The sequence below is a fragment of the Collinsella sp. CLA-JM-H32B genome (assembly GCF_040098065.1).
Classification (GTDB): Bacteria; Actinomycetota; Coriobacteriia; order Coriobacteriales; family Coriobacteriaceae; genus Collinsella.
On the sequence record NZ_JBBNNA010000009.1, the window covers coordinates 53,458 to 74,505 of the forward strand.

Sequence of the window (21,048 nt, forward strand, 5' to 3'; positions counted from 1 at the left end):
TCGTTTGTAAAGCCCTGCCGCGCTTGCGGTAAGGGTTTATCAAATGCCCGTAAGAAACCGCAGTTGGCGCGGGTGCTGCCCGGTCGGGGTCGTATCTTTCCAAACAGCAAAGCGGGCAGGGTGCCCGCGATTCGCATGTACGAAAGGAAGATCATGCTCGATCAGGCTTATTCTCGTCGTCAGTTCCTCGGCCTTGCTGGTGGTCTTGCCAGCATCGTCGGTCTCGGTCTCGTTGGCTGCGGCGGCGCAGGCGCATCCGACGCCGCCGACAAGGGTAGCGCCGCTGCTGCCGAGTCCGTCTCCGGCGAGGTGACCTACGACGGTGCCTCCTCGTTCCAGGCTCTCGTCGAGGCCGCTGCCGAGAAGTTCATGGATGCCAACCCCGACGTCTCCGTCTCCGGCTCGGGCAACGGTTCGGGCAAAGGTCTGACCGCTGTTGCCGCCGGCACCGTCACCATCGGTAACTCCGACGTCTTCGCCGAGACCAAGCTCGAGGCCGACCAGGTCAAGAACCTCGTCGACCACGAGGTCGCCGTCGTGGGCATGGGTCCCGTCGTCTCTAAGAACGTGAAGGTCGACGACCTGTCCCTCGAGCAGCTCAAGGGCATCTTCTCCGGCCAGATCACCAACTGGAAGGAGGTCGGCGGCGACGACGCCAAGATCGTCGTTCTCAACCGCAAGGCCGGTTCCGGTACCCGCGCCACCTTCGAGGCTGCCGTCTTTGGCGACGAGGCAGTCGACTTTAAGGGCGATGCCGAGCTCGACAAGTCCGGCGACGTCCAGACTCAGATGGGCAGCACCGATAACGCCATCTCCTACCTCGACTTCTCGCACTTCGATGACTCCAAGTTCAACGCCATCAAGGTCGAGGGCGTCGAGCCCAAGAGCGCAAACGTCACCGACGACTCCTTCAAGATCTGGGCTACCGAGCACATGTACTGCTCCAAGGACGCCGACGAGGCCACCACGGCCTTCCTGGAGTTCATGCTTTCCGACGACGTCCAGGGCAAGCTCGTCGAGGAGCAGGGCTTTATCCCCGTCTCTGCCATGAAGGTCGTCAAGGACGCCAGCGGCAAGGTCTCTGCTAAATAAGTAATCGCCCCCGGAAAGGTTTGCAATGGCAAAACAGCTGCCAAAGCGCGACCTTGAGAACGTGGGCCTGGGCGTCACGGGCGCGTGCGTAGCGCTCGTGACGCTTGTCGTTGCCGCGCTTATCTTCATGGTCGCCCAAAAGGGCCTCTCGGCTTTTCTCAAGGATGGCGTTTCGGTTGTCGAGTTCTTCACCGGCACCAAGTGGGACCTGGCCAACACAGCCGAAAACGGTCTGCCCTATACCGGCGCCCTGCCCCTGATCGTCACCTCGTTTGCGGTCATGGTGCTCTCCACGCTCATCGCGCTGCCCATCGCCATCGGCTCCGCCATCTTTGCGGTCGAGATCCAACCCAAATTTGGTTCCAAGGTCTTTCAGCCGCTTATTGAGCTTTTGACCGGCATTCCCTCGGTCGTCTTTGGACTGATTGGCTTTCACGTGGTCGTCGGACTTATGAAGTCCGTTTTCCACGTGAGCACGGGTCTGGGCATCCTGCCCGGCGCCATCGTGCTGGCTGTCATGATCCTGCCGACGATGACCACCCTTTCGGTCGATGGCCTGCGCGCCGTGCCCGACGGCTACCGTCAGGGCTCGCTCGCGCTGGGCTACACCCGCTGGCAGACCATCTGGCACGTGGTGCTCAAGTCCGCCATGCCGTCGCTCATGACTGCGGTCATCCTTGGCATGACGCGCGCCTTTGGCGAGACGCTCGCCGTGCGCATGGTCATCGGCGGTATCGAGGCCATGCCGACGTCGCTGCTGTCGCCGGCCTCGACCATCACCACCACGCTCACCACGTCCATGGCGGTCTATGCCGAGGGTTCGGCCCAGGACGATGTTCTGTGGGCGCTCGGTCTGCTGCTGATGGGTATGAGCCTCATCTTCATCCTGATCATCCACATTATCGGCCGCAAGGGGGCGAAGGCTCGTGGCTAGCACGCGCATCCATATCGACGAGGCGAGACTCGGGCGCGTCCAAAAGCAGGATCGCATCGCCACGGGCGTGCTGACGGCAATCATCGCCATCGTCATGCTCATCGTCGTCTCCATGGTGGCCTATATCCTGTTCGAGGGCATCTCGACGCTGTTCCAGCCGGGTTTTCTCACGCAGCCGTCGCGCGCCAACGGAACTCAGGGCGGCGTACTCTACCAGCTGTTCGACTCGTTCTATCTGCTGCTGATCACCCTGATCATCTCGGTGCCCATCAGCCTGGGCGGCGCGGTCTTTTTGGTTGAGTACGCGCCGGACGGTCCCATCCGCGACATCGCTTCCACCGCCATCGAGACGCTGTCCTCGCTGCCTTCCATCGTTGTCGGCATGTTCGGTTTCCTGGTGTTCTCGGTGCAGCTGGGCTGGAAGTACTCCATCATCTCCGGCGCCGTCGCGCTCACCATGTTCAACATTCCCATCCTGGTGCGCGTGATCCAGCAGGCGCTCGAGGACGTGCCGCAGGCCCAGCGCGATGCGTGCCTGGCCATGGGCCTTACCCGCTGGGAGGCCACGCTGCACATCCTGATCCCCGAGGCCATGCCTGCCATCGTGACCGGCATCGTGCTTTCGGCCGGCCGCGTGTTTGGCGAGGCCGCGGCACTGCTCTTTACCTCGGGCATGAGCTCGCCGGTGCGTTTGAACTTCTTGAGCTTTAACCTGTCGAGCCCCACCTGCGCTTGGAACGTGTTCCGCCCCGGTGAGTCGCTCGCCGTGCACATCTACAAGATTTACGGCGAGGGCAGCCCCGAGGCCCAGCAGATCGTTTGGGGCACCGCTGCACTGCTGATGATCTGCGTGCTGCTGTTTAACATAGTTGCCCGTATCGTGGGCAAGCAACTGGCAAGGAAGATGACGGCCGAATGAGCGAGATGAATGCAATGCCCGCAACCGAAGCGGCATCGTCCGAGACCCAGGACTTTCTGTCGAGTGTGGGGGAGAGCGAAAAGCGCGTGCGCGTGAGCGGCAAGGCCGTGAGCGACGAGGTCGTGCTCTCCACCAAGGACGTCAACGTGTACTATGGCGACCACCATGCGCTGCACGATACGTCGCTCGACTTTCACAAGGGTGAGATCACGGCACTCATCGGGCCTTCGGGCTGCGGTAAGTCGACCTTCTTGCGCAGCCTCAACCTGATGAATCGAGAGATTCGCGGCTGCCGCGTGGAGGGCGAGATCAACTACCGCGGGCGCAACGTGAACACCAAGGCCGAGAACACCTATGAGCTGCGTCGCTCCATTGGCATGGTGTTTCAGCAGCCCAACCCGTTCCGCAAGTCCATTCGCGACAACATCACGTTTGCGCCTAAGCGCCACGGCATCACCGACCGTGACGAGCTCGACCGCATGGTCGAGGAGAGTCTGCGCGGCGCGGCGCTGTGGGACGAGGTCAAGGACAAGCTCGACAAGAGCGCCTATGCGCTTTCAGGCGGTCAGCAGCAGCGCCTGTGCATTGCACGCACGCTGGCGCTCAACCCCGACGTAATCCTGTTTGACGAGCCCTGCTCGGCGCTCGATCCCATCTCGACGCTGGCGATTGAGGACCTTATGTCGTCGATTGTGGCCGAGCGCGCCATCGTCATCGTGACGCACAACATGGAGCAGGCGTCGCGCGTGTCCAACCGCACGGCGTTCTTCTACATGGGCGATATGGTCGAGTACGACGAGACCGACGAGATATTCCAACGGCCCAAGGACAAGCGGCTGAACGATTACCTCACCGGCATGTTCTCCTAGTCCGGGACATGCTTGAGGCCCGCGGCGGCCACGGTCGCCACGGGACTGATTGGAGAGGCGGGTCATCTCTTATGGGAGATGGCCCGCCTTTTGCTCTGCAACCGAATCGACCACCACAAAGGGGACAGGCACCTTCGTGGTGGTTTGGGGTGGGGCTCGCTGCTATCATGGACAACGTTGAATTTCTACGAAGGAGCAGGGCATATGGCGATTCTTTTGGGATGCGATTCCATCAGCCTAGAGTTTCCCACCAAGCATATTTTCGATAGCGTGACGCTCGGCGTGGGCGAGGGCGACCGCATTGGTATTGTTGGTAAAAACGGCGACGGCAAGTCGACGCTGCTGAGCGTGCTCGCCGGCACGCTGGAGCCCGACGATGGCCGCGTGACGCATCGCCGCGGCACCACGATCGGTCTGCTCGGCCAAAAGGACCAACTTGTCGACACCGATACCGTGCATCATGCCGTCGTGGGCGACACTCCCGAGTATGAGTGGGCGTCGAGTCCGCGTACGCGCCAGATCCTCGCCGGTCTCATTAGCGATGTGCCCTGGGAGGGCACGGTGGGCGAGCTTTCGGGCGGTCAGCGCCGTCGCGTGGACCTTGCGCGCCTGCTGATCGGCGACTACGACGTGCTCATGCTCGACGAGCCCACCAACCACCTGGACATGCGCACCATCAACTGGCTCGCGCGTCACTTAAAGGCCCGCTGGCAGCGCGGTCAGGGCGCCATGCTCGTGGTCACGCACGATCGCTGGTTCTTGGACGAGGTCTGCACCAGCATGTGGGAGGTCCACGACGGCCAGGTCGATCCCTTCGAGGGCGGCTACTCGGCATACATCCTGCAGCGCGTGGAGCGCGACCGCATGGCCGCAGTTACCGAGGAGCGTCGTCGCAACATGGCACGCAAGGAGCTCGCGTGGCTGAGCCGTGGCGCCCAGGCGCGCTCCACCAAGCCCAAGTTTCGCGTGGATGCCGCTCGCGAACTCATCGCCGACGTGCCGCCCGTGCGCGACGAGCTGGAGCTCAAGCGCCTGGCGGTGAGCCGCCTGGGCAAGCAGGTCATCGACGTGATCGACGTGGACGCCGGCTATGCGGATACCGACGGCGCGCCCAAGCAGGTGCTCTCCGACGTGACCTGGCTTATCGGTGCGGGCGACCGCTATGGTCTTTTGGGTGAGAACGGTGCCGGCAAGTCCACGCTGCTCGACGTGATCCAGGGCAAGATCGCGCCCCTGCGCGGCCGCGTGAAGATCGGCCAGACGGTACGTTTTGGCGTGCTATCGCAGCAGCTCGAGGAGCTCGAGCCCTACATGGGCGACACGATCCGCGAGGTGCTCAGCAACTATAAGAAGTACTACGTCATCGACGGCAAGGAGACTTCGCCCGAGAAGCTCTGCGAGCGCCTGGGCTTTACGACCCAACAGCTCTGGAGTCGTATCGGCGACCTTTCGGGCGGCCAACGCCGTCGCCTGTCGCTGCTGCTGACGATCCTGGACGAGCCCAACGTGCTTATCCTGGACGAGCCGGGCAACGACCTGGATACCGATATGCTCGCGATTGTCGAGGATCTGCTGGACGGCTGGCCCGGCACGCTGATCCTGGTGACGCACGACCGTTTCCTCATGGAGCGCGTGACCGACCAACAGTGGGCACTGCTTGACGGCCACCTGACGCATATGCCCGGCGGCGTCGATCAGTACCTGCGCCTGTGCAACGCCACCGCCGAGGGCGAGCCCGTGGGCGCGCCGAGTGCCAAGACCGGCACGTTCGACACCGGTGCCGCAGCGGTTGCGGCCGAAAAGCCTAAGACGAGCGGGCAGCCCAACGGCCTGTCCAACGCCGAGCGTCAGAAGCTTCGCCGCGAGGTGAGCTCGCTCGAGCGCAAGATGGAGACGCAGCGCGCTCGCGTGGAGGAGGCCGAGGCCGCCATGGCCCAGGTCGATCCCACCAACTACACGGCGCTTGGCGAGCAGCAGGCAAAGATCGACGAGGCCCACGCCGCCATGGACGAGCTAGAGATGGCGTGGCTTGAGGCGAGCGAAAAGCTCGAGGGCGAGGAGTAGACGAGGATGATCAAGGCTGCGTTTTTCGATATCGACGGCACGCTGCTGAGCTTTAAGACGCACCGGATTCCGGCGTCGGCGCAGCAGGTGCTCGACAGCTTTCATGAGCAGGGGATTGCGTGCGTGATCGCCACGGGTCGCCCGACCTACCAGATGCCGGACTGGCTGTTCGACCTGGGCTGGGATGCGTACATTACGCTTTCAGGCCAGCACTGCTTTGATGCTGAGGGCGTCTACCGTAGCTGCCCGATCGATCCGGACGATGTCGCGGTGATTGTGGGCCAGGTGGCGCAGGGGCGCTATGACTCGCTGTGCATGCAGGGCGAGAACTCGTTTGTGAACCGCCTGTCCGAGCGCGTGGTGACGGCCGGCAGCAACGCGGGAATCGTCTACCACGAGGAGCCGTTTGAGCATGCCTTCGATGCGCCGGTTTACCAGTTCTGTGCCTTCGTGGATCCTGCCGACGAGCATATAGTGACCGACGCCGTGTCGCATTCGCTCACCACGCGCTGGTGCGATCTGTTCTGCGACATTATTCCCGCTAACGGCGGTAAGGACCTGGGCGTGGCGGCGACGCTGGAGCGCCTGGGCATCGACGCGAGCGAGGCGATCGCCTTTGGCGACGGCGAGAACGACTTGTCAATGTTTTCCGCCGTGGGCACAAGTGTGGCCATGGGCAACGCACAAGAGACCGTGAAGGCCGCAGCGACCTACGTGACGACCGCCGTAGACGACGACGGCATCTACAACGCCGCAAAGCACTTTGGCCTGCTATAGCTGAGGATTCAGCACTTGGGGACGTTCCTTTTCTGCCGGCAGCTGGGGACACTCCTTGCGGGGCGTGTCCCCATGTTGTGTTCGCCTGGCGCGTTTTGTGAAACACGGCTAACTTTTTAAACAACGTAGTAAGACATGGGCAACTTTTGCGGTAAAGTAAGCCAAGGAAAGTATCCAAAGGCTAACTAACGATCATCGCGAAAGGCGGCCCATGGCCCTACGTGAATCTGGAGAAGACTATCTCGAATCTATTTATGTGCTCTCGGAGCGCCAAGGCACGGTGCGCTCAATCGACGTCGCCGAATACCTGGGCGTGACCAAGGCGAGCGTCTCTAAAGCCATGGCGACGCTGGAAAACAGCGGCTATGTCGAAATGGGCAAGCGCGACGTTCATCTGACGGAGCGTGGTCTGGAGGTCGCTCGCCAAATGTGGGAGCGTCACTGCTTTTTCGTGGGGCTGCTAGAGGATGCGGGTGTTTCGGCTGAGGTCGCGTCGCAAGAGGGCTGCCACATGGAGCATTGCCTGAGCGAGGAGAGCTTTGAGAAGCTGAGATCGATGCTGGGACGGGATGGTGTTTCGGCGCCAACAATGACCGACTAGCACTCCCGCAGCGGCGCGCCTCCCGCGCCGGAACGGCGCGGGACAGCGATCGGGATGAGTGGCCCCACCAACTAAGTCCAACTCAGACAAGGAACCCCGCCAGTAAGCGATGCCCAAGAACCACCAGCAACGTCACCGCAGGCCGGGGCCGGGCTTGGTTTTGAAAACATTCCGCAGCGCGAGGCCCGCCTTTCCGTTGCTCCGCAGGAGCAGGAAAGACGGGCCTCATGCGCGAGGACGTTTTCAAAACCAAGCCCGGCCCCGGCCGGACAGCTAACGAACGCTACAGGTTCTTGACCCCCATCGCGCGCATGGCGTTCAGGATGGCGATGATTGCCACGCCTACGTCGCCAAAGACCGCAAGCCACATGTTGGCGATGCCGAGCGCCGCAAGCACCAAAATCAGCAGCTTAACGCCCAGCGCAAAGATGATGTTCTGCCAAACAATCGACATGGTCTTGCGCGCCACGCGGATTGCGCGGGAGATGTTGGACGGCTTGTCATCCATCAGCACGACATCCGCCGCCTCAATCGCAGCGTCGGAGCCCATGGCGCCCATGGCAATGCCTACATCGGCGCGCGTAAGCACAGGCGCATCGTTGATGCCGTCGCCGACAAAGGCGAGCTTGCCCTTACCGCTTTCGGCCGCGAGCAGCGCTTCAACACGCTCGACCTTGTCGCCCGGCAGCAGCTGCGCATGGAACTCGTCGAGGCCGAGCTGCTTGGCCACCGCAGCAGTCACTTCCTCGCGGTCGCCCGTGAGCATAACGGTGCGCTTGACGCCGGCGGCGTGCAGGTCGCGGATCGTCTGCTCGGCATCGGCCTTAACGGTGTCTGCAATCACGATGTGGCCGGCGTACACGCCGTCAACGAGCACATGCAGAATCGTTCCAACGACCTCGCAATCGGGCGCTTCAACGCCGGCCGTGGCGAGCATCTTTGCGTTGCCAACGACGACATGCTTGCCGTCGATGGTTGCCGTCACGCCGTGGCCCGCGTCGTTGGCGGAGTCGCTCACGCGCTTGGGGTCGACTTCGCCCTGGTAGGCGACGCGCACGGACTGCGCGATGGGGTGATCAGAGAACGACTCCGCAAGGGCTGCGACCTCAAGCAACGACTGCTCGGTATAGCCAGCCTCGGGGTGCACCGCGACCACCGAGAACGTGCCGTTGGTGAGGGTGCCTGTCTTGTCAAAGACGACGGTGTCCACGTCCGCGAGCGTCTCGAGGTAGTTGGAGCCCTTGATGAGAACGCCCAGCTTGGATGCGCCGCCGATGCCGCCAAAGAAGCTCAACGGTACGCTGATCACGAGCGCGCACGGGCAGCTGACGACCAGGAAGGTCAGACCGCGCAGAATCCAGTCGGACCAGGCTCCGGTGACCAGGCCGCCGCCGAGCGCGAGCACCGCAGCGGCGCCGGTGACGGCGGGGGTGTAGACGCGGGCAAAGCGCGTGATGAAGTTCTCGGTGCGCGCCTTCTTTTCGCTGGCATTCTCCACGAGCTCCAGGACGCGCGCGACGGTGGACTCGCCAAAGGGCTTGGTGGTGCGCACGTGGATGAGGCCCGTCATGTTGATGCAGCCGCTGATGATATCGTCGCCGGACTTGGCGGGGCGGGGGACTGACTCGCCCGTGAGCGCGGCGGTGTCGAGCTGGGTTTCGCCCTCGACGATGACGCCGTCGATAGGCACGCGCTCGCCGGGTTTGACCACGATCACGGTGCCGACGGCGATGTCATCGGGAAAGACCTGTTCGAGTGTACCGTCGGCTTGCTCGACGTTAGCGTAGTCGGGCGCGATGTCCATCATGGCGCTGATCGACTTGCGGCTCTTGCCCACGGCGTATGCCTGGAACAGCTCACCGACCTGGTAGAACAGCATGACGGCGGCGCCTTCGGCCATGTGCGGGTCGGTATCGGGGAAGAGCACCATGGCAAACGCGCCGATAGTCGCGACGGCCATGAGGAAGCTCTCGTCGAAGGCCTTGCCGCGGCGGATGTTGTTGTATGCCTTTTGGAGCACGTCGTAGCCGGCAATCAAAAACGGCACGAGGAACATCACAAAGCTGGCGTAGATGTCGTCCGGGGTGCCGAATGCGGCGGTGAGGGCACCGAGCTCATCGAGGGCGTACACCACGGCAAAAATGCCCAGCGCTACCAGGATGCGGTTGCGCTTATGCTCAAGAGACTCTTTCTTCTTGCGCTTCTTCTTTTTCTTCTTGGGGTCGGCGGTGGCCATGACTCGTATCCTCCCAATTGAATGTATGAACACTCGCTCATATAATTTCGCGAGCAAAGGCCGCGGCATGCGCGGCCTTGCATGTTGGCGTAAACCTGGGCTAGAGAATGATCTCGCAGTCCGGCTCGGCGTCGGCCGTAAACTCTACAACGCGGTCGAGGACCTCGTCGAACTCGGCGTCATCGGCCTCGAGCGTCAGCTTCTGGGTCATAAAGTTGACGGACACGGATTTGACGCCATCGAGCTTGGCCAGCTCGTCCTGAAGCTCACGCGCGCAGTTGGCGCAGTCGATCTCGTCGAGTTTAAACTGCTTTTTCATGGTGGGTTCCTTTCGCTGTTTTGCGGCTTGGGTGCAGACCGCGCTGGTACCGTGGTTGGTTGCTATTCGCAGATATGGCTCATGCCCTGATTGAGCATGGTGTAGACATGATCGTCGGCAAGCGAGTAGAGGATGTTGCGGCCGTCGCGGCGGAACTTGACCAGGTGCGACTGCTTAAGCGTGCGCAGCTGGTGCGATACAGCCGACTGCGAGGTCGCGGTTGCCTCGGCGATGTCTGCCACGCAGAGCTCGCGGCCCATGAGGGCGTAGAGGATCTTGATACGCGTGGTGTCGCTAAAGACCTTGAACAGGTCGGCAAGGTCGTACAGCAGCTCCTCGTCGGGAAGGTCTTCGGGCGAGCAGGTGGTGGTGGGAACGTCGGGCACGATGGTGGTGTCGATGCCGGACTTTATTTCATCAGCGTGTTCGCTCATTGCAATATCCTTTCATATGAACATGCGCTCATATAACTTACTTCCGAGTATATGAGCGCATGTTCATATGTCAATATAATTCGCGAAATATTTTGCTATCGAATGGCTCTGGTGCGGCTAAGGGCATCGGTGGGCGCGAATAAGGCCGCCGATGCCAACGTGGGTACCTTAGCGACGTGCAAAAACGGGCCGATATCCGTTTGGATATCGGCCCGCATTGCGTCGTTTGAGAGGGACGCCTCGGCGTGTTGCAATTGCGTGGGGCGTTATGGCCCGGCAAATATTGCTCGCGGATGGCACCTCTGCATGGCAATCTACTTGGCAAATAGGTTCTTGAGGTTGAACTCGGCCTGCACTGTGCGGAGCATGAGGTCGGTGTCGTCGAGGCCCAGGTGCTGCTCGTTGGCGTCGGCGGCGAGGGTTCCACGGCGGCGCGCCCAGTTCTCGAGCGCAGCGGGCGCGGATTCGCGGGGGAGCGAGCGCACGTCGGCGTCCAGGCTGCGGCAGATCTGGCGCGAGTCGATGACGATGATCTTGCCTGCACGGCGTGCCTCGGCGTAACCGTCCAGATGAATTTTGAACCAGCTGTCCTCGAAGGCGGCATTGTGCGCCATATAGGGATACTTCTTCATGAGCTTGAGCAACTGCTTCTGCAGCTCCTTGTTCTCGCGGAACGGTTTTTTGCCGTCGATGTCGTCCCAGGTGATGTGATGGATGTTCGATAGCGGCACATCCTCGCCGCGGTAGATGTCGGGCAGACCGCAGTAGTGCGCCTCGGCGTCATGCGGCACGGCGTCGCTGGTGAGATCCATGATCTCCCAGCCCACGTTGATGATGTAGCCGCGCTCGGGCGCGCGACCGGTGGTCTCGATGTCGATGCCCAGCACCGTGCCTTGGATAGGCTTGCGAGCATAGGCCACGCCGAGTGCGTCGCGGTCACCGCGGATCTCGCGCATAACGGACGCGGCGGTGCGCTTTTGCATCTTGCCGATGGCGGCGCAGGTGTCGGCGTCGGACAGGCCGCGCGAGAGCGTCGCGGGCGTCACGTTGCGCAGGCGCGCCTCGCCGATCTGGTCGCACAGGTCGCGGTTGCGGTCGGCCAGGTCGCGCACGGTGGCAAAGTCGAAGCCGGGGTCGCCCTCGGCGGTAAAGTACTCGGTCTCGAGCACCTTGAGGGCCTCCTCGCCCTTCTGGCGCTCGGACTCCATGGCGCCGTGGTCGCCGTAGATAAACATGGGGATAAACGGCTGGCGTTCGTATTCGAGTGCTTGCGAAACATTCATATGCTGCTCCTTGGACGGGCCGCGTCGTGCGGCTCGGATTTGTTGAGTTATGGCGAGATGATAGTTTACCATGGGCAACTATTGGCATCGCGCCTGGGACAACTACAATACCCTAGTTGACCGCTAGGACTTTTACAGTGCTGCCGAAAGACACGAAAGGTTCCATCCGTCATGGATTTGCTGATTGATATTCTGCTCGACGCCGGCAAGGACACGCTCTCGCTGGTGCCGTTCTTATTGGTGACATATCTGGCCCTCGAGACGCTCGAGCACGTTGCAGGCGACCGCGTCAACGGCGCCATCAAACGCGCCGGCGCCGCGGGCCCCGTGGTTGGCTCGCTGCTGGGCATGGTGCCGCAGTGCGGCTTTTCGGCCATGGCGGCGACGCTGTACGCCGGTCGCGTCGTGACACTGGGCACACTGGTTGCGGTTTTCCTCTCGACCTCCGACGAGATGCTGCCGCTGTTGCTTGCCGAGCAGGTTCCCGTGCAGACCATGGCGATGCTTTTGGCTTCGAAAGCGCTGATCGCGCTGGTCACGGGCTTTATCGTGGATGCGGCTATCCGCGGCCTTCGTCGTAATGCCCGTGCGCATGCGGCGATTCGCCGTACCGTGCTGGGGACCGCTGCCAATCCGGCTCATGTGAACTGCGCGCACGACGACCATACCGGGGGCGACATCATTGACGAAGTGGCCGAGGCGGGCGTAAGTGCCGATCACATCCACGAGCTGTGCGAACGCGATCATTGCGGCTGTGACGAGGATGAGGACGAGCACGGGCACGACCGCAGCCACGACCATGGTCACGCGGACGAGCACGAGCACCACCACGGCCACGAGCATGGCCACTCCCACGAGGGCGCGCCCGTTCTGTCAATCATCCGCAGCGCCATCTCGCACACCGTTCAGGTATCGGTATTCATTTTCCTGGTGACGCTGATTCTGGTCGCCGTGCTCGAGACCTTTGGCGAGTCTGCAATCGAGCAGTTCCTGCGCGGCAACGAGACGCTCGCTGTCCTGGGTTCGGCGCTTGTCGGGTTGATTCCCAACTGCTCGGCCAGCGTGGTCATCACGCAGCTGTACCTGGAGGGCGCGCTACAGTTGGCGCCGATGCTCGCCGGCACGCTCATTTCCGCCGGCGTGGGCTACCTGGTCCTGTTCCGCACCAACCGCAGCGCTCGCGAAAACGTCCTGTTCCTGATCATGATGTACGTCATCGGCGCCGGCTGGGGCCTCATCCTATCCGCCTTTGGCCTCTAAGTAGGCTTAACAAAACGGGCTTCAAAATAGCCATGCTCGGCGCCGGCACAATGCGGCGATGCATGGCATTTTGAAGCCCGTTTTTTTGTTGAGCCATGGATCCTGAGCGCTCACACCGCTCTAAACAAAAAGGCAGATTTCCGGGCATATCCCAAAAATCTGCCTTGGTTAGCGTAGCAACTCGGTGAGGTTGCGTTTAAAGCGGGCTCGGTCCTCGCTGGTGAAGGCTGCCGGCCCGCGGGTGCGACCGCCAACGCGACGCACCTTCTTTTCCTCGTGGCGAATAAACAGTTGCATGTCGATGGTCGCCTTATCGTAGACACGCCCGCGCACGCCGATAGCGGCGGCATCGCGTCCGAGCACCATGCTCGCCAGGCCAATGTCCTGCGTCACGACCACGTCGCCAGCCTGCAGGCGCTCGATAATGGCAAAGTCGGCGCTATCGGCGCCCACGCTCACATCGAGCGTCGTGACCCAAAAGCCGCGTCGAGCGTGCTCGGCGTCGCGCGGATCGTCGCGGCGAATGTGGCGTTCCAGGTTCTGCGTGCTGTTGCCGGTGATAACGACGGCGACGCCCGCCCTCCGCGCGCAGTCGATTGACTCGCGCGTGACCGGGCAGGCGTCGGCATCAATAAAAAGCGTCTTTGGCATCTAGTGCACCAGTTTGCCAAACTGAATGGCGCGAACAATGAGCGTCACGCCAAACACCAGCAGCGCCGCGCCGCTAAAGATGACGAGCATCTTGGCCGACCACAGCGGATAGATAAACACGAACATGCCCGCGATGATGGAGAGCGCGCCGCTCAGGATGGCGAGGGCGCGGTTGGACGAAAGCTCGGACTCCAGAATCGACATGACGCCCTCGACAATCCAGCCAAAGCCGGCGACGACCACCACGAGCGTGGTGAGCGTTGCGGTCGAGAAGGCCTGATTGCGCAGGATTATGACGCCGCCCAGAATGATGAGCAGGTTGGAAATGATGCTCATAACGCGCCAGCCGGTGGGCAGCAGCGGCTCGAAAACAGCGGTAAACAGCCTGATCGCGGCCGTGATCACAAAGTAGAAGCCCAGGACGGTCGTCAGGAAGACGAGGGACTTGGCGGGCGCAAACAGCAGTGCGATGCCGGCGACGAGCGCTAAGACGCCCGTGATGGCGTAAATCCAGCGTACGGCCTTGACGGCCTTTCCGGCCATGCTTTTCTCGTCAAATCCAAACGCGCTCGATCGCTTGTCATCGTTCTTAAAGATGCTCATGATGTCTCCTTTCCGTGCGGCGTAAGCCGTAGCTCTCGCAACCAGTATCGCCCAAGGGCACCGTCGCGTGGGGCGGGAAGGGCGAATGGGAGCCTCACCTTCCCGAATTGTTATCTTTGTTCCCGTTTGGATGTGGGATATTCAACAGATGTAGAACATTGCAGCTCTGTTCGTTATTGCCTACGTTTTAGGTTAGATTTTCTTAAGGACAATTGGCTTTTATTGAGGGGTCCCTATGAACGAAACAGTTCCCGCGGCGCCGGTAAGCGCTGAGTCGATGGCAAAGCAGGGTTGCGAAAAGCTTGGCCTGGACACGATTGATGCGCTGGTCCGCCGCGCCCGCACGTGCCGCCGATTTGACGAGTCCATGCGCGTGCCGCGTGAGTTTTTGCTCGAGCTGGCGGAGCTGGCGCACCTGACCCCGTGTGGTGCCAATGCTCAGCGTCTTCGTTTTCATGTGGTGAGCGGTGCCGAGGACTGTGCGCGCGTGTTTGACGAGCTCGCGTGGGCCGGTGCGCTTAAGGATTGGCCGGGTCCTGCCGAGGGCGAGCGCCCGACCGGCTACATCGCGATTCTGGCCGAGCGCGCCGTTCCGGGCAAGTCTGCCGCTCCCATTACCGAGGTCGACACGGGCATTGCCGCGCAGACGATGATGCTCGCCGCCCGCAGCGCAACGCCCGAGGTGGCAGCCTGCATGTTCAAGGCCTTTACGCCCCATGCGATTGATGCCATGGGGCTCGATAACGACAAGTATGAGCTCAAGCTGATCATGGCCTTTGGCGTGCCGGCCGAGACGCAGATGATCGATGCGATCGATTCCAACCCCGACGGCTCAATTAATTACTGGCGTGACGAGGCGCAGGTGCATCACGTACCCAAGCGCCCGCTTGCCGACGTACTGGTGTAGTTGAGCGTCGCCGCGGCGTGATTCGGCGGTAAACCACCACAAAGGTGCCTGTCCCCTTTGTGGTGGTACGAGGGGAGGGCGTGTGGCAGATCTGTATTTGGTGCGGCATGGGCAGACCGAGCTCAATGTGCAGAACATTTTGCAGGGCTGGCAAGACTCGCCGCTCACGGAGCGCGGGCGCGAGCAAGCACTAGCGACGCGTACGGCGTTTGCGGCGCGTGGCGTGGCCTTTGATCATTTGTATTCCTCGCCGTTGGGTCGGGCACGGCGTACGGCCGAGCTTATCGTTGGCGAGGGCCGTTCCATTGCGCTGGTCGACGACCTGCGCGAGTGGCATTTGGGCTCGCTGGAGGGTACATCAAATCGCAAGATGCCGGCTCAACCCTGGGGCGATTATCCGGTTGCCTTTGGTGGTGAGTCAGAAACGCAGCTCCGGGCGCGCATGGTCGCGGCGCTGTCCCGCATCATGGCCCGGTCGCAGCACAACTGCGTGTTGGCAGTCTCCCACGGATCTGCCTGCCAGGAGTTTCTTAGATGCGTGACTGGCGGGGGAGAGCAACCCGACAACGGCGCCGTGCTTCATTTTGGCTATCGCGACGGGGCGTTTTCGCTCCTTGATTGGTAACGAACGAAAGGACCCCTATGAATAAAGACCTGTATCTGGTCCGTCACGGGCAGACGATATTTAACCTTAAGCGCATCATCCAGGGCTGGAGCGACTCACCGCTCACGCAGCTGGGTTGCGACCAGGCGGCGCGCGCCGGCATGTTTTTGCGTGCGCGCGGCATTGAGCCCGATCATGCCTACACCTCGACGCTGCATCGCACCGAGCAGACTATCGTCAACCTGTGGCCGGGCCTTGCCTACGAGCGCCTGGATGGCCTGCGCGAGTGGTTCTTTGGCGATTTTGAAGCCGAGCGCGTGATGCTGATGCCCGAGCGCCCGTGGCGCGATTTCTATCGCCAGTTTGGCGGCGAGGGCCAGATGCAGGTGCGTGAGCGCATGGTGGCGACGTTGACCGATCTTATGCGACGCCCGGACCACGAGTGTGTGCTCGCGGTGAGCCACGGCTCGGCCATCAAGGAGTTCATGGACCATACCAAGGGCGCGGCGGCCGACGAGTGCGAGCGCGTGCCGGGCAACTGCTCGGTGCTGCATTTTGCGTTTGACGATGCGGCCGATACGTTTGACCTGGTCGAAGTCTTTACGCAGGAAGATTATGCGCGCGAGCTGGGGCTAGAGCCGCTCGTGGCGGCGGCAGGTCCGCAGCGTGGATAACGCTGGCGTTGCGGTGCGGTTTGCTGTCGTAATTGTTTGATGCGAAAGGGGCGGAGGTGCATGCGCGGGCATTGCATCCCCGCCCCTTGCTTGTTGAGCTGCCGAGTCTTTGCGCTAAGCGTTTAAGCCTGGCTAGAACCACCGTGCAATTTGGTGGGTGAGCAGGCCCATCGGGACCTGCGGCGCGGCGCCGCTGACCAGAGCGGCGGGGAATAGCGCGGCGACGGTAAAGTTGAACGGTTCTTTGCCCGTGTAGGTGCCGGCCGTGCGGGCCTCGTCTGCCAGCAGCTGCGACGCCCCGGTCAGAGCGGCTGCATAGGCGGGGTTGTCGGCCAGTGCTGGCTCCGGTGCCTGATCGAGCATGGCGCGGATGGCGGCAACGGCGTCCTCGCGCTTGACCTCCCATACGCGATGCGTGATGCCCGCGGGATCGGTGACGGCGTAGAGCGATGCGCCCTCTTTGGCAGCGCCCAGGATGATATCCATGACGGGCGACGCTTCGTAGGCGAGCGACACGGGGCGCGGCTGCACCTTGAGCTCGGCGATCGCGCGCGCGGCGGCGAGTGTGTCGACGCTCTCGGCGGCAGCTTCGTCGCTGCCCGTCAGCACGTTAACCGGGCAGATCACCACGACACCCGTTACGCGTCCCGGCTCTCCCGAACACTCGTACACGTAGTATGCCGCACCCGGATCCTTGAGCATGAGCCCATCGGCAATCGCGCCGCGCAGGGCTTCGTTGTTGCTCAGAATGCTGCCCATCGCAGGCAGCGCCTCGAGCACGCGGTCCTGAGCCGGGCGGATGCAGGGAAACGGAAGAGCTTTCATGGACGGTCCTAACGCGCGAGTCGGTTGTTCGCGGCTTATTATGCCCCAACTTGGCTATCCGCGCCCCAGAGCGTGTTGTTGGCGAGCGCGATCAACACCTGCTGGCAGCGAACGATATCGGCGTGGGGCACATATTCGTTGGGCTTGTGGGCGAGCGCGAGCGAGCCTGGGCCATAGCTCATGCAGTTGCGGTTGCCCGTCTTGCCGGCAATGACGGCAGTGTCGGTGTAGCCGGTAAAGAAGCCGACGGTCGTTTCCGCGTCCGTCACATCGTCTGCCGCGCGCTTGAGTGCAGCTAGAAGGGGAGAGCCTGGGTCGCGCTCGATGGCAGGGCGGTCGCCTGTCACGGTATAGCTTCCATGGCAGCCGGGAACCGCGGCCTCGGCACCGGCGATGGCCTGCTCTACCATGCGCGTCGCGGCGGCCGTATCAGTCGGCGGGGTCAGGCGCATATCGACCCAGACCTTGGCGTGGTCGGGCACGACATAGGGACGATAGCCGCCCTCAATCTGACCAAATGTGACAGTCGAAGGCCCCAGCTCATCATGCACGGGCAGCGCCGCGAACGCATGGCGCAGCGCGCAGACGACCTCGGACATGGCGGCGACGGCGTCTGCGCCCTTCCAAGGCTGGCTCGCGTGCGCCGTGACGCCTGTCATCTCGATTTCGAACCACGTGCGACCCTTGTGCGCCACCTGGATCTGTCCATCAGTGGGCTCGGTGTCCAGTACCCATTCGCGCGAGCCGACCCAGCCGGCGTCGATGGCCGCCTCGGAGCCGCGCATAAAGTCTTCCTCGTCGACCGAGCAGATGAGCGAAAAGCCGCGGTGGGGCAGCGCGTCAACTGCCGCCACGCGCTCGAGCGTATGGACCAGTGCGGCAATGGCGCAGGCCAGGCCACCCTTCATATCGCAGGCGCCGCGGCCGTAGAGTTTATCGTCACACACGATTGCTCCGAGCGGCGGAATGCCTGCGTCCCAGCCGTCGCCCAAGGTGACGGTATCCATGTGACAGATGTAGACGAGCGGTGGCTCGTCGCTCAAACCGGGCACGGTGACCATAAGGTTGCGGCGCCCGGGGAGCACCTCGAGCTCGCGTACCTCTGCGGCGTCCAACGCAGGCGAATCGAGTTTGGCAATATACGCCTCGACCAGGCCTTTGATATGTTGTTCGATCTCGCCCTCATACGCACCTGGGTCGGAACTGTCGATCCGCACGAGCCCTTGCGTAAGCCGCCAGGCAAAGTCCTCGTCAACCATATGCAACCTCACAATCAGTCTGCTTTCCAAACCGATTGTAAGCCTCCTGAGAGATCCGCGGCGTGCGCGCAGCAGTATTTACCGTTCGCAGGCCGAGCCAACGCGCTTGCCGTCCAAGTGGGTTCACAAACGGAGCAGTGGGTACGTAGCCTTTATGGACGACATGCTGTGCGACATATCTGCCTTTCGGTATCACCGGATACCTCCACAGGTCTTGGCGATAATGCCGGACCTGCCCGATTCTGCGGACGATCCGCGCAGGGAGCGCCTTTGCGAGCACCCGCTCGTCACGCATTTCCTGGGCGCTCCGTTGCATGTTTTGGCGCAGGGCAGCTGCGGACGTAAGGGCGGTCGCATTGTCAGGCATGTTTGGAACGGGGAGAGGCCGTTTGACTCCGTGCGGCAGACAGAGTTTGGCCTCGATGTCGCGTCCCCGCTCTTTACCCTGTTGACCCTGGCTTCCTCGGTCTCAAACGAGCGTCTAATTATGTGCATGTATGAGATGTGCGGCACCTTTGCCGTGTGCAAGATTGCGCCTCAGGTAAAGTCGGCACTTGTGCAGGCATATGGGGGCCGGTGGGGTGACGCACGGTCGGGCTGGGAAAACGTAAAGGACGTCTCGGGGAATCCAACGGACTTGTGGAAACGACCGCCCTTGATCGAGCTCTCTGAGCTTGCAGAGTTCGTCGATAAGATCCGGGGGCTCCGCGGCGCTAAATCGTTCATACGAGCCGCGAAATGCATTACGGGGGTGGCGGCATCGCCGCTCGAGGTCCAGGCTTCGATGCTGTTTGGCCTTACGAGGTTGCGCGGCGGCGAAGGGCTGCGCCTTACCAATAACGTCGAGATTCGTATGACGCGCGGCGCCCGCCTGATTTCGGGGCTTAATAGGCGCTATGCCGATATCCTACTGGCAAATAGGGACGGCAGCCGGGAGTGTCTGGTTGAATGCCAGGGTAAAGCCATACACGGATCCATAGAATCCAAGATCTCTGACTCCGACCGAACGACGGCCTTGCAAGCGATGGGGTATCCCGTCGTTCTGATGACCTATGGCCAGCTGGCCGACCCCGATGCCTTCCGCGTGGTGATGGAGCTCATCATGTCCTATCTCGATGCGCCGTTGAAAGACAAGACGCCGCGGCAGCAGCAGCTCGAACGCCGGCTTCGTGAGGAGATATTTATCGATTGGTCGGGAATGTAGTCGTGCGGGTGGAAAACGGTCGCGCGAGCTAGAGTTTTGGGCGCAAAAAAGGCTTCAGTTTCGCCTTGGAAGGGCTTTAAAAATGCTATCCAGAACAAGTTGTTTCGGAAAATAGACAGTCAACTTGGATGTGGTATATAGAGATCGATTTTTACCTACTAAAGCCCCTGATAAATCTGTTTATCAAAGCAGGTGCGCTCAGTGATTTGGACATAACTGTCGATTATCCGAAAAAACTTCTTCTTGGTAGCATTTACCAAACCAGCCGGAGCAACGAAATCGGCCCCCGTTTCGCGAAAACGGGGGCCGAATGGGCTTCATGGTCTGCCTAACAGGCTTGGTGCCGGCGCTATTTGATCACGCGCACGCGATACATCGACGGAATCTGCTTGAGCGCCTCGATGGTGCTGCTGTCCAGGTGCTCGTCGGTGTCGAACATGGTGTAGGCGTTCTCGCCAGCGGACTCGTTGGTCATGCGCTGCACGTTGGCGTTGTCTTTGGCCAGGATGGCCGTGATCTGGCCGATCATGTTGGGCACGTTGGCGTGCAGGCAGGCGATGCGGCTCGCGGCGCGCGCCTTGCCCATGCTGCAGGCGGGGTAGTTGACGCTGTGCGCGATGTTGCCGTTCTCCAGGTAATCCTTGAGCTCGCTGATGGCCATATCGGCGCAGTTGGCCTCGGCCTCGCCAGTGCCGGCGCCCGAGTGCGTGGTGATAAACGTGTTGGGCATCTTGACGGTCTTGGGCGTGGCAAAGTCGCAGCTAAACCAGCTGAGCTTGCCCTCGCGCAGGGCAGCATCGACGGCGTCCTCGTCAATGATGGTTTCGCGCGCGTAGTTGATGAGCACGGCGTCGGGTGCCAGCAGGTTAATCTGCTCGGTGCTGATCATGCCGATGGTGTCTGCCTTGCTGGGCACGTGCACGGTGAGGTAGTCGCAGCCGCGGCAGAGATCCTCGAGCGTGCCCACGCGCTGCACCTCGCGGCTCAGCACCCATGCGTGCTCGACGGAAATGAACGGATCGTAGCCGTAGACGTCCATGCCCAGATCGACGCAGGCGTTGGCGACCTTGGAGCCCACGTTGCCCAGGCCGATGACGCCGATGCGCTTGCCCTTGAGCTCGCGGCCCACAAAGGCCTTCTTGGCCTTCTCGGCATCGACCTGAATCTCGGGGTCGTCGGCGTTGTCGCGCACCCAGTTCATCGACTGCACTACGCCGCGGCTCGAGAGCACCAGCATGCCTAGGACGAGCTCCTTGACGGCGTTGCTGTTGGCTCCGGGGGAGTTAAAGACGACGACGCCCTTCTTGGCGTACTCCTCGACGGGGATGTTGTTGACGCCGGCGCCGCAGCGGGCGATAGCACGGATGCCCTCGGGCAGCTCGTATCCGTGCAGGTCGGTCGAGCGCATCAGGATCGCGTCGGCCTCCTCGGCGGTGCTTACAAACTCGTAGCCCTCGCCAAACTCGACTTTGCCGTCTTTAGTGATGTCGTCGATGGTCTTAATCTTACGCATGGAAAAACTCCTTAGCAGGT

Annotated in this window: 21 protein-coding genes; 12 read left to right on the forward strand and 9 right to left on the reverse strand. The window is 61.8% G+C overall.

Annotation, left to right across the window (positions count from 1 at the left end; genetic code table 11):
- The first annotated feature begins 135 nt into the window (after window positions 1–135).
- The 7 genes from AAA138_RS06400 (at window position 136) to AAA138_RS06430 (ending at window position 7,256) form a co-directional block, all read left to right on the forward strand.
- Window positions 136–1,092, forward strand: a complete 957-nt coding sequence (locus AAA138_RS06400; RefSeq protein WP_229030421.1) for a phosphate ABC transporter substrate-binding protein — start codon at window positions 136–138, stop codon at window positions 1,090–1,092.
- 25 nt (window positions 1,093–1,117) lie between these two features.
- Complete coding sequence (gene pstC / locus AAA138_RS06405) at window positions 1,118–2,026, forward strand: phosphate ABC transporter permease subunit PstC (protein ID WP_349090058.1); 909 nt, start codon at window positions 1,118–1,120, stop codon at window positions 2,024–2,026.
- Window positions 2,019–2,945 carry a phosphate ABC transporter permease PstA gene (gene pstA / locus AAA138_RS06410; protein ID WP_082437810.1) on the forward strand — a complete coding sequence of 309 codons (927 nt, stop codon included), beginning with the start codon at window positions 2,019–2,021 and terminating at the stop codon, window positions 2,943–2,945. The genes pstC and pstA overlap by 8 nt, the downstream gene beginning before the upstream one ends.
- On the forward strand, window positions 2,942–3,814 hold the full coding sequence (gene pstB / locus AAA138_RS06415; RefSeq protein WP_349090059.1) for a phosphate ABC transporter ATP-binding protein PstB: 873 nt from the start codon (window positions 2,942–2,944) through the stop codon (window positions 3,812–3,814). Before pstA ends, pstB begins: the two co-directional genes overlap by 4 nt.
- A 204-nt stretch (window positions 3,815–4,018) precedes the next feature.
- Entirely contained in the window at window positions 4,019–5,878 is a 1,860-nt protein-coding gene (locus AAA138_RS06420; RefSeq protein WP_349090060.1) for an ABC-F family ATP-binding cassette domain-containing protein, read from the forward strand.
- A gap of 6 nt (window positions 5,879–5,884) precedes the next feature.
- Complete coding sequence (locus AAA138_RS06425; RefSeq protein WP_349090061.1) at window positions 5,885–6,655, forward strand: Cof-type HAD-IIB family hydrolase; 771 nt, start codon at window positions 5,885–5,887, stop codon at window positions 6,653–6,655.
- Window positions 6,656–6,866: 211 nt separating this feature from the next.
- A complete protein-coding gene (locus tag AAA138_RS06430; RefSeq protein ID WP_349090063.1) occupies window positions 6,867–7,256 on the forward strand; it encodes a metal-dependent transcriptional regulator in 390 nt (129 codons plus the stop codon).
- Between the two features lie 283 nt (window positions 7,257–7,539).
- Here the strand turns inward: AAA138_RS06430 and AAA138_RS06435 are convergent, their stop codons facing one another.
- The 4 genes from AAA138_RS06435 to AAA138_RS06450 all read right to left on the reverse strand — a co-directional run bounded on the left by AAA138_RS06435 (window position 7,540) and on the right by AAA138_RS06450 (window position 11,528).
- Complete coding sequence (locus AAA138_RS06435; RefSeq protein ID WP_349090064.1) at window positions 7,540–9,492, reverse strand: heavy metal translocating P-type ATPase; 1,953 nt, start codon at window positions 9,490–9,492, stop codon at window positions 7,540–7,542.
- A gap of 100 nt (window positions 9,493–9,592) precedes the next feature.
- Window positions 9,593–9,811, reverse strand: a complete 219-nt coding sequence (locus AAA138_RS06440) for a heavy metal-associated domain-containing protein (RefSeq protein ID WP_006235433.1) — start codon at window positions 9,809–9,811, stop codon at window positions 9,593–9,595.
- Between the two features lie 62 nt (window positions 9,812–9,873).
- Window positions 9,874–10,245, reverse strand: a complete 372-nt coding sequence (locus AAA138_RS06445) for a metalloregulator ArsR/SmtB family transcription factor (protein ID WP_349090066.1) — start codon at window positions 10,243–10,245, stop codon at window positions 9,874–9,876.
- Between the two features lie 314 nt (window positions 10,246–10,559).
- Complete coding sequence (locus AAA138_RS06450; protein ID WP_152073679.1) at window positions 10,560–11,528, reverse strand: 3'-5' exonuclease; 969 nt, start codon at window positions 11,526–11,528, stop codon at window positions 10,560–10,562.
- A gap of 171 nt (window positions 11,529–11,699) precedes the next feature.
- Between AAA138_RS06450 and AAA138_RS06455 the strand changes: the two genes are divergently transcribed.
- A complete protein-coding gene (locus AAA138_RS06455; RefSeq protein WP_349090068.1) occupies window positions 11,700–12,788 on the forward strand; it encodes a putative manganese transporter in 1,089 nt (362 codons plus the stop codon).
- Window positions 12,789–12,956: 168 nt separating this feature from the next.
- Here AAA138_RS06455 and AAA138_RS06460 read toward each other — a convergent pair whose 3' ends face one another.
- Window positions 12,957–13,439: a DUF188 domain-containing protein gene (locus AAA138_RS06460; RefSeq protein WP_349090069.1), complete on the reverse strand. Its 483-nt coding sequence runs from the start codon at window positions 13,437–13,439 to the stop codon at window positions 12,957–12,959.
- On the reverse strand, window positions 13,440–14,042 hold the full coding sequence (locus AAA138_RS06465; RefSeq protein WP_349090070.1) for a DUF308 domain-containing protein: 603 nt from the start codon (window positions 14,040–14,042) through the stop codon (window positions 13,440–13,442). It abuts the gene before it with no gap.
- Between the two features lie 235 nt (window positions 14,043–14,277).
- On the opposite strand from AAA138_RS06465, the gene AAA138_RS06470 reads away from it, so the two are divergent.
- The 3 genes from AAA138_RS06470 to AAA138_RS06480 all read left to right on the forward strand — a co-directional run bounded on the left by AAA138_RS06470 (window position 14,278) and on the right by AAA138_RS06480 (window position 16,227).
- Window positions 14,278–14,949, forward strand: a complete 672-nt coding sequence (locus AAA138_RS06470) for a nitroreductase family protein (protein WP_349090071.1) — start codon at window positions 14,278–14,280, stop codon at window positions 14,947–14,949.
- Between the two features lie 82 nt (window positions 14,950–15,031).
- Window positions 15,032–15,574, forward strand: a complete 543-nt coding sequence (locus AAA138_RS06475; protein ID WP_349090072.1) for a histidine phosphatase family protein — start codon at window positions 15,032–15,034, stop codon at window positions 15,572–15,574.
- A gap of 17 nt (window positions 15,575–15,591) precedes the next feature.
- Window positions 15,592–16,227 carry a histidine phosphatase family protein gene (locus tag AAA138_RS06480; RefSeq protein WP_349090073.1) on the forward strand — a complete coding sequence of 212 codons (636 nt, stop codon included), beginning with the start codon at window positions 15,592–15,594 and terminating at the stop codon, window positions 16,225–16,227.
- 132 nt (window positions 16,228–16,359) lie between these two features.
- Here the strand turns inward: AAA138_RS06480 and AAA138_RS06485 are convergent, their stop codons facing one another.
- Window positions 16,360–17,052: a DUF1015 family protein gene (locus AAA138_RS06485; protein WP_349090074.1), complete on the reverse strand. Its 693-nt coding sequence runs from the start codon at window positions 17,050–17,052 to the stop codon at window positions 16,360–16,362.
- A gap of 38 nt (window positions 17,053–17,090) precedes the next feature.
- Window positions 17,091–18,323 carry a M20 family metallopeptidase gene (locus AAA138_RS06490; protein ID WP_349090075.1) on the reverse strand — a complete coding sequence of 411 codons (1,233 nt, stop codon included), beginning with the start codon at window positions 18,321–18,323 and terminating at the stop codon, window positions 17,091–17,093.
- Between the two features lie 643 nt (window positions 18,324–18,966).
- On the opposite strand from AAA138_RS06490, the gene AAA138_RS06495 reads away from it, so the two are divergent.
- Entirely contained in the window at window positions 18,967–19,515 is a 549-nt protein-coding gene (locus AAA138_RS06495) for a hypothetical protein (protein WP_349090076.1), read from the forward strand.
- 349 nt (window positions 19,516–19,864) lie between these two features.
- Here the strand turns inward: AAA138_RS06495 and AAA138_RS06500 are convergent, their stop codons facing one another.
- Entirely contained in the window at window positions 19,865–21,028 is a 1,164-nt protein-coding gene (locus tag AAA138_RS06500; RefSeq protein WP_006235446.1) for a phosphoglycerate dehydrogenase, read from the reverse strand.
- Window positions 21,029–21,048: the final 20 nt, after the last annotated feature.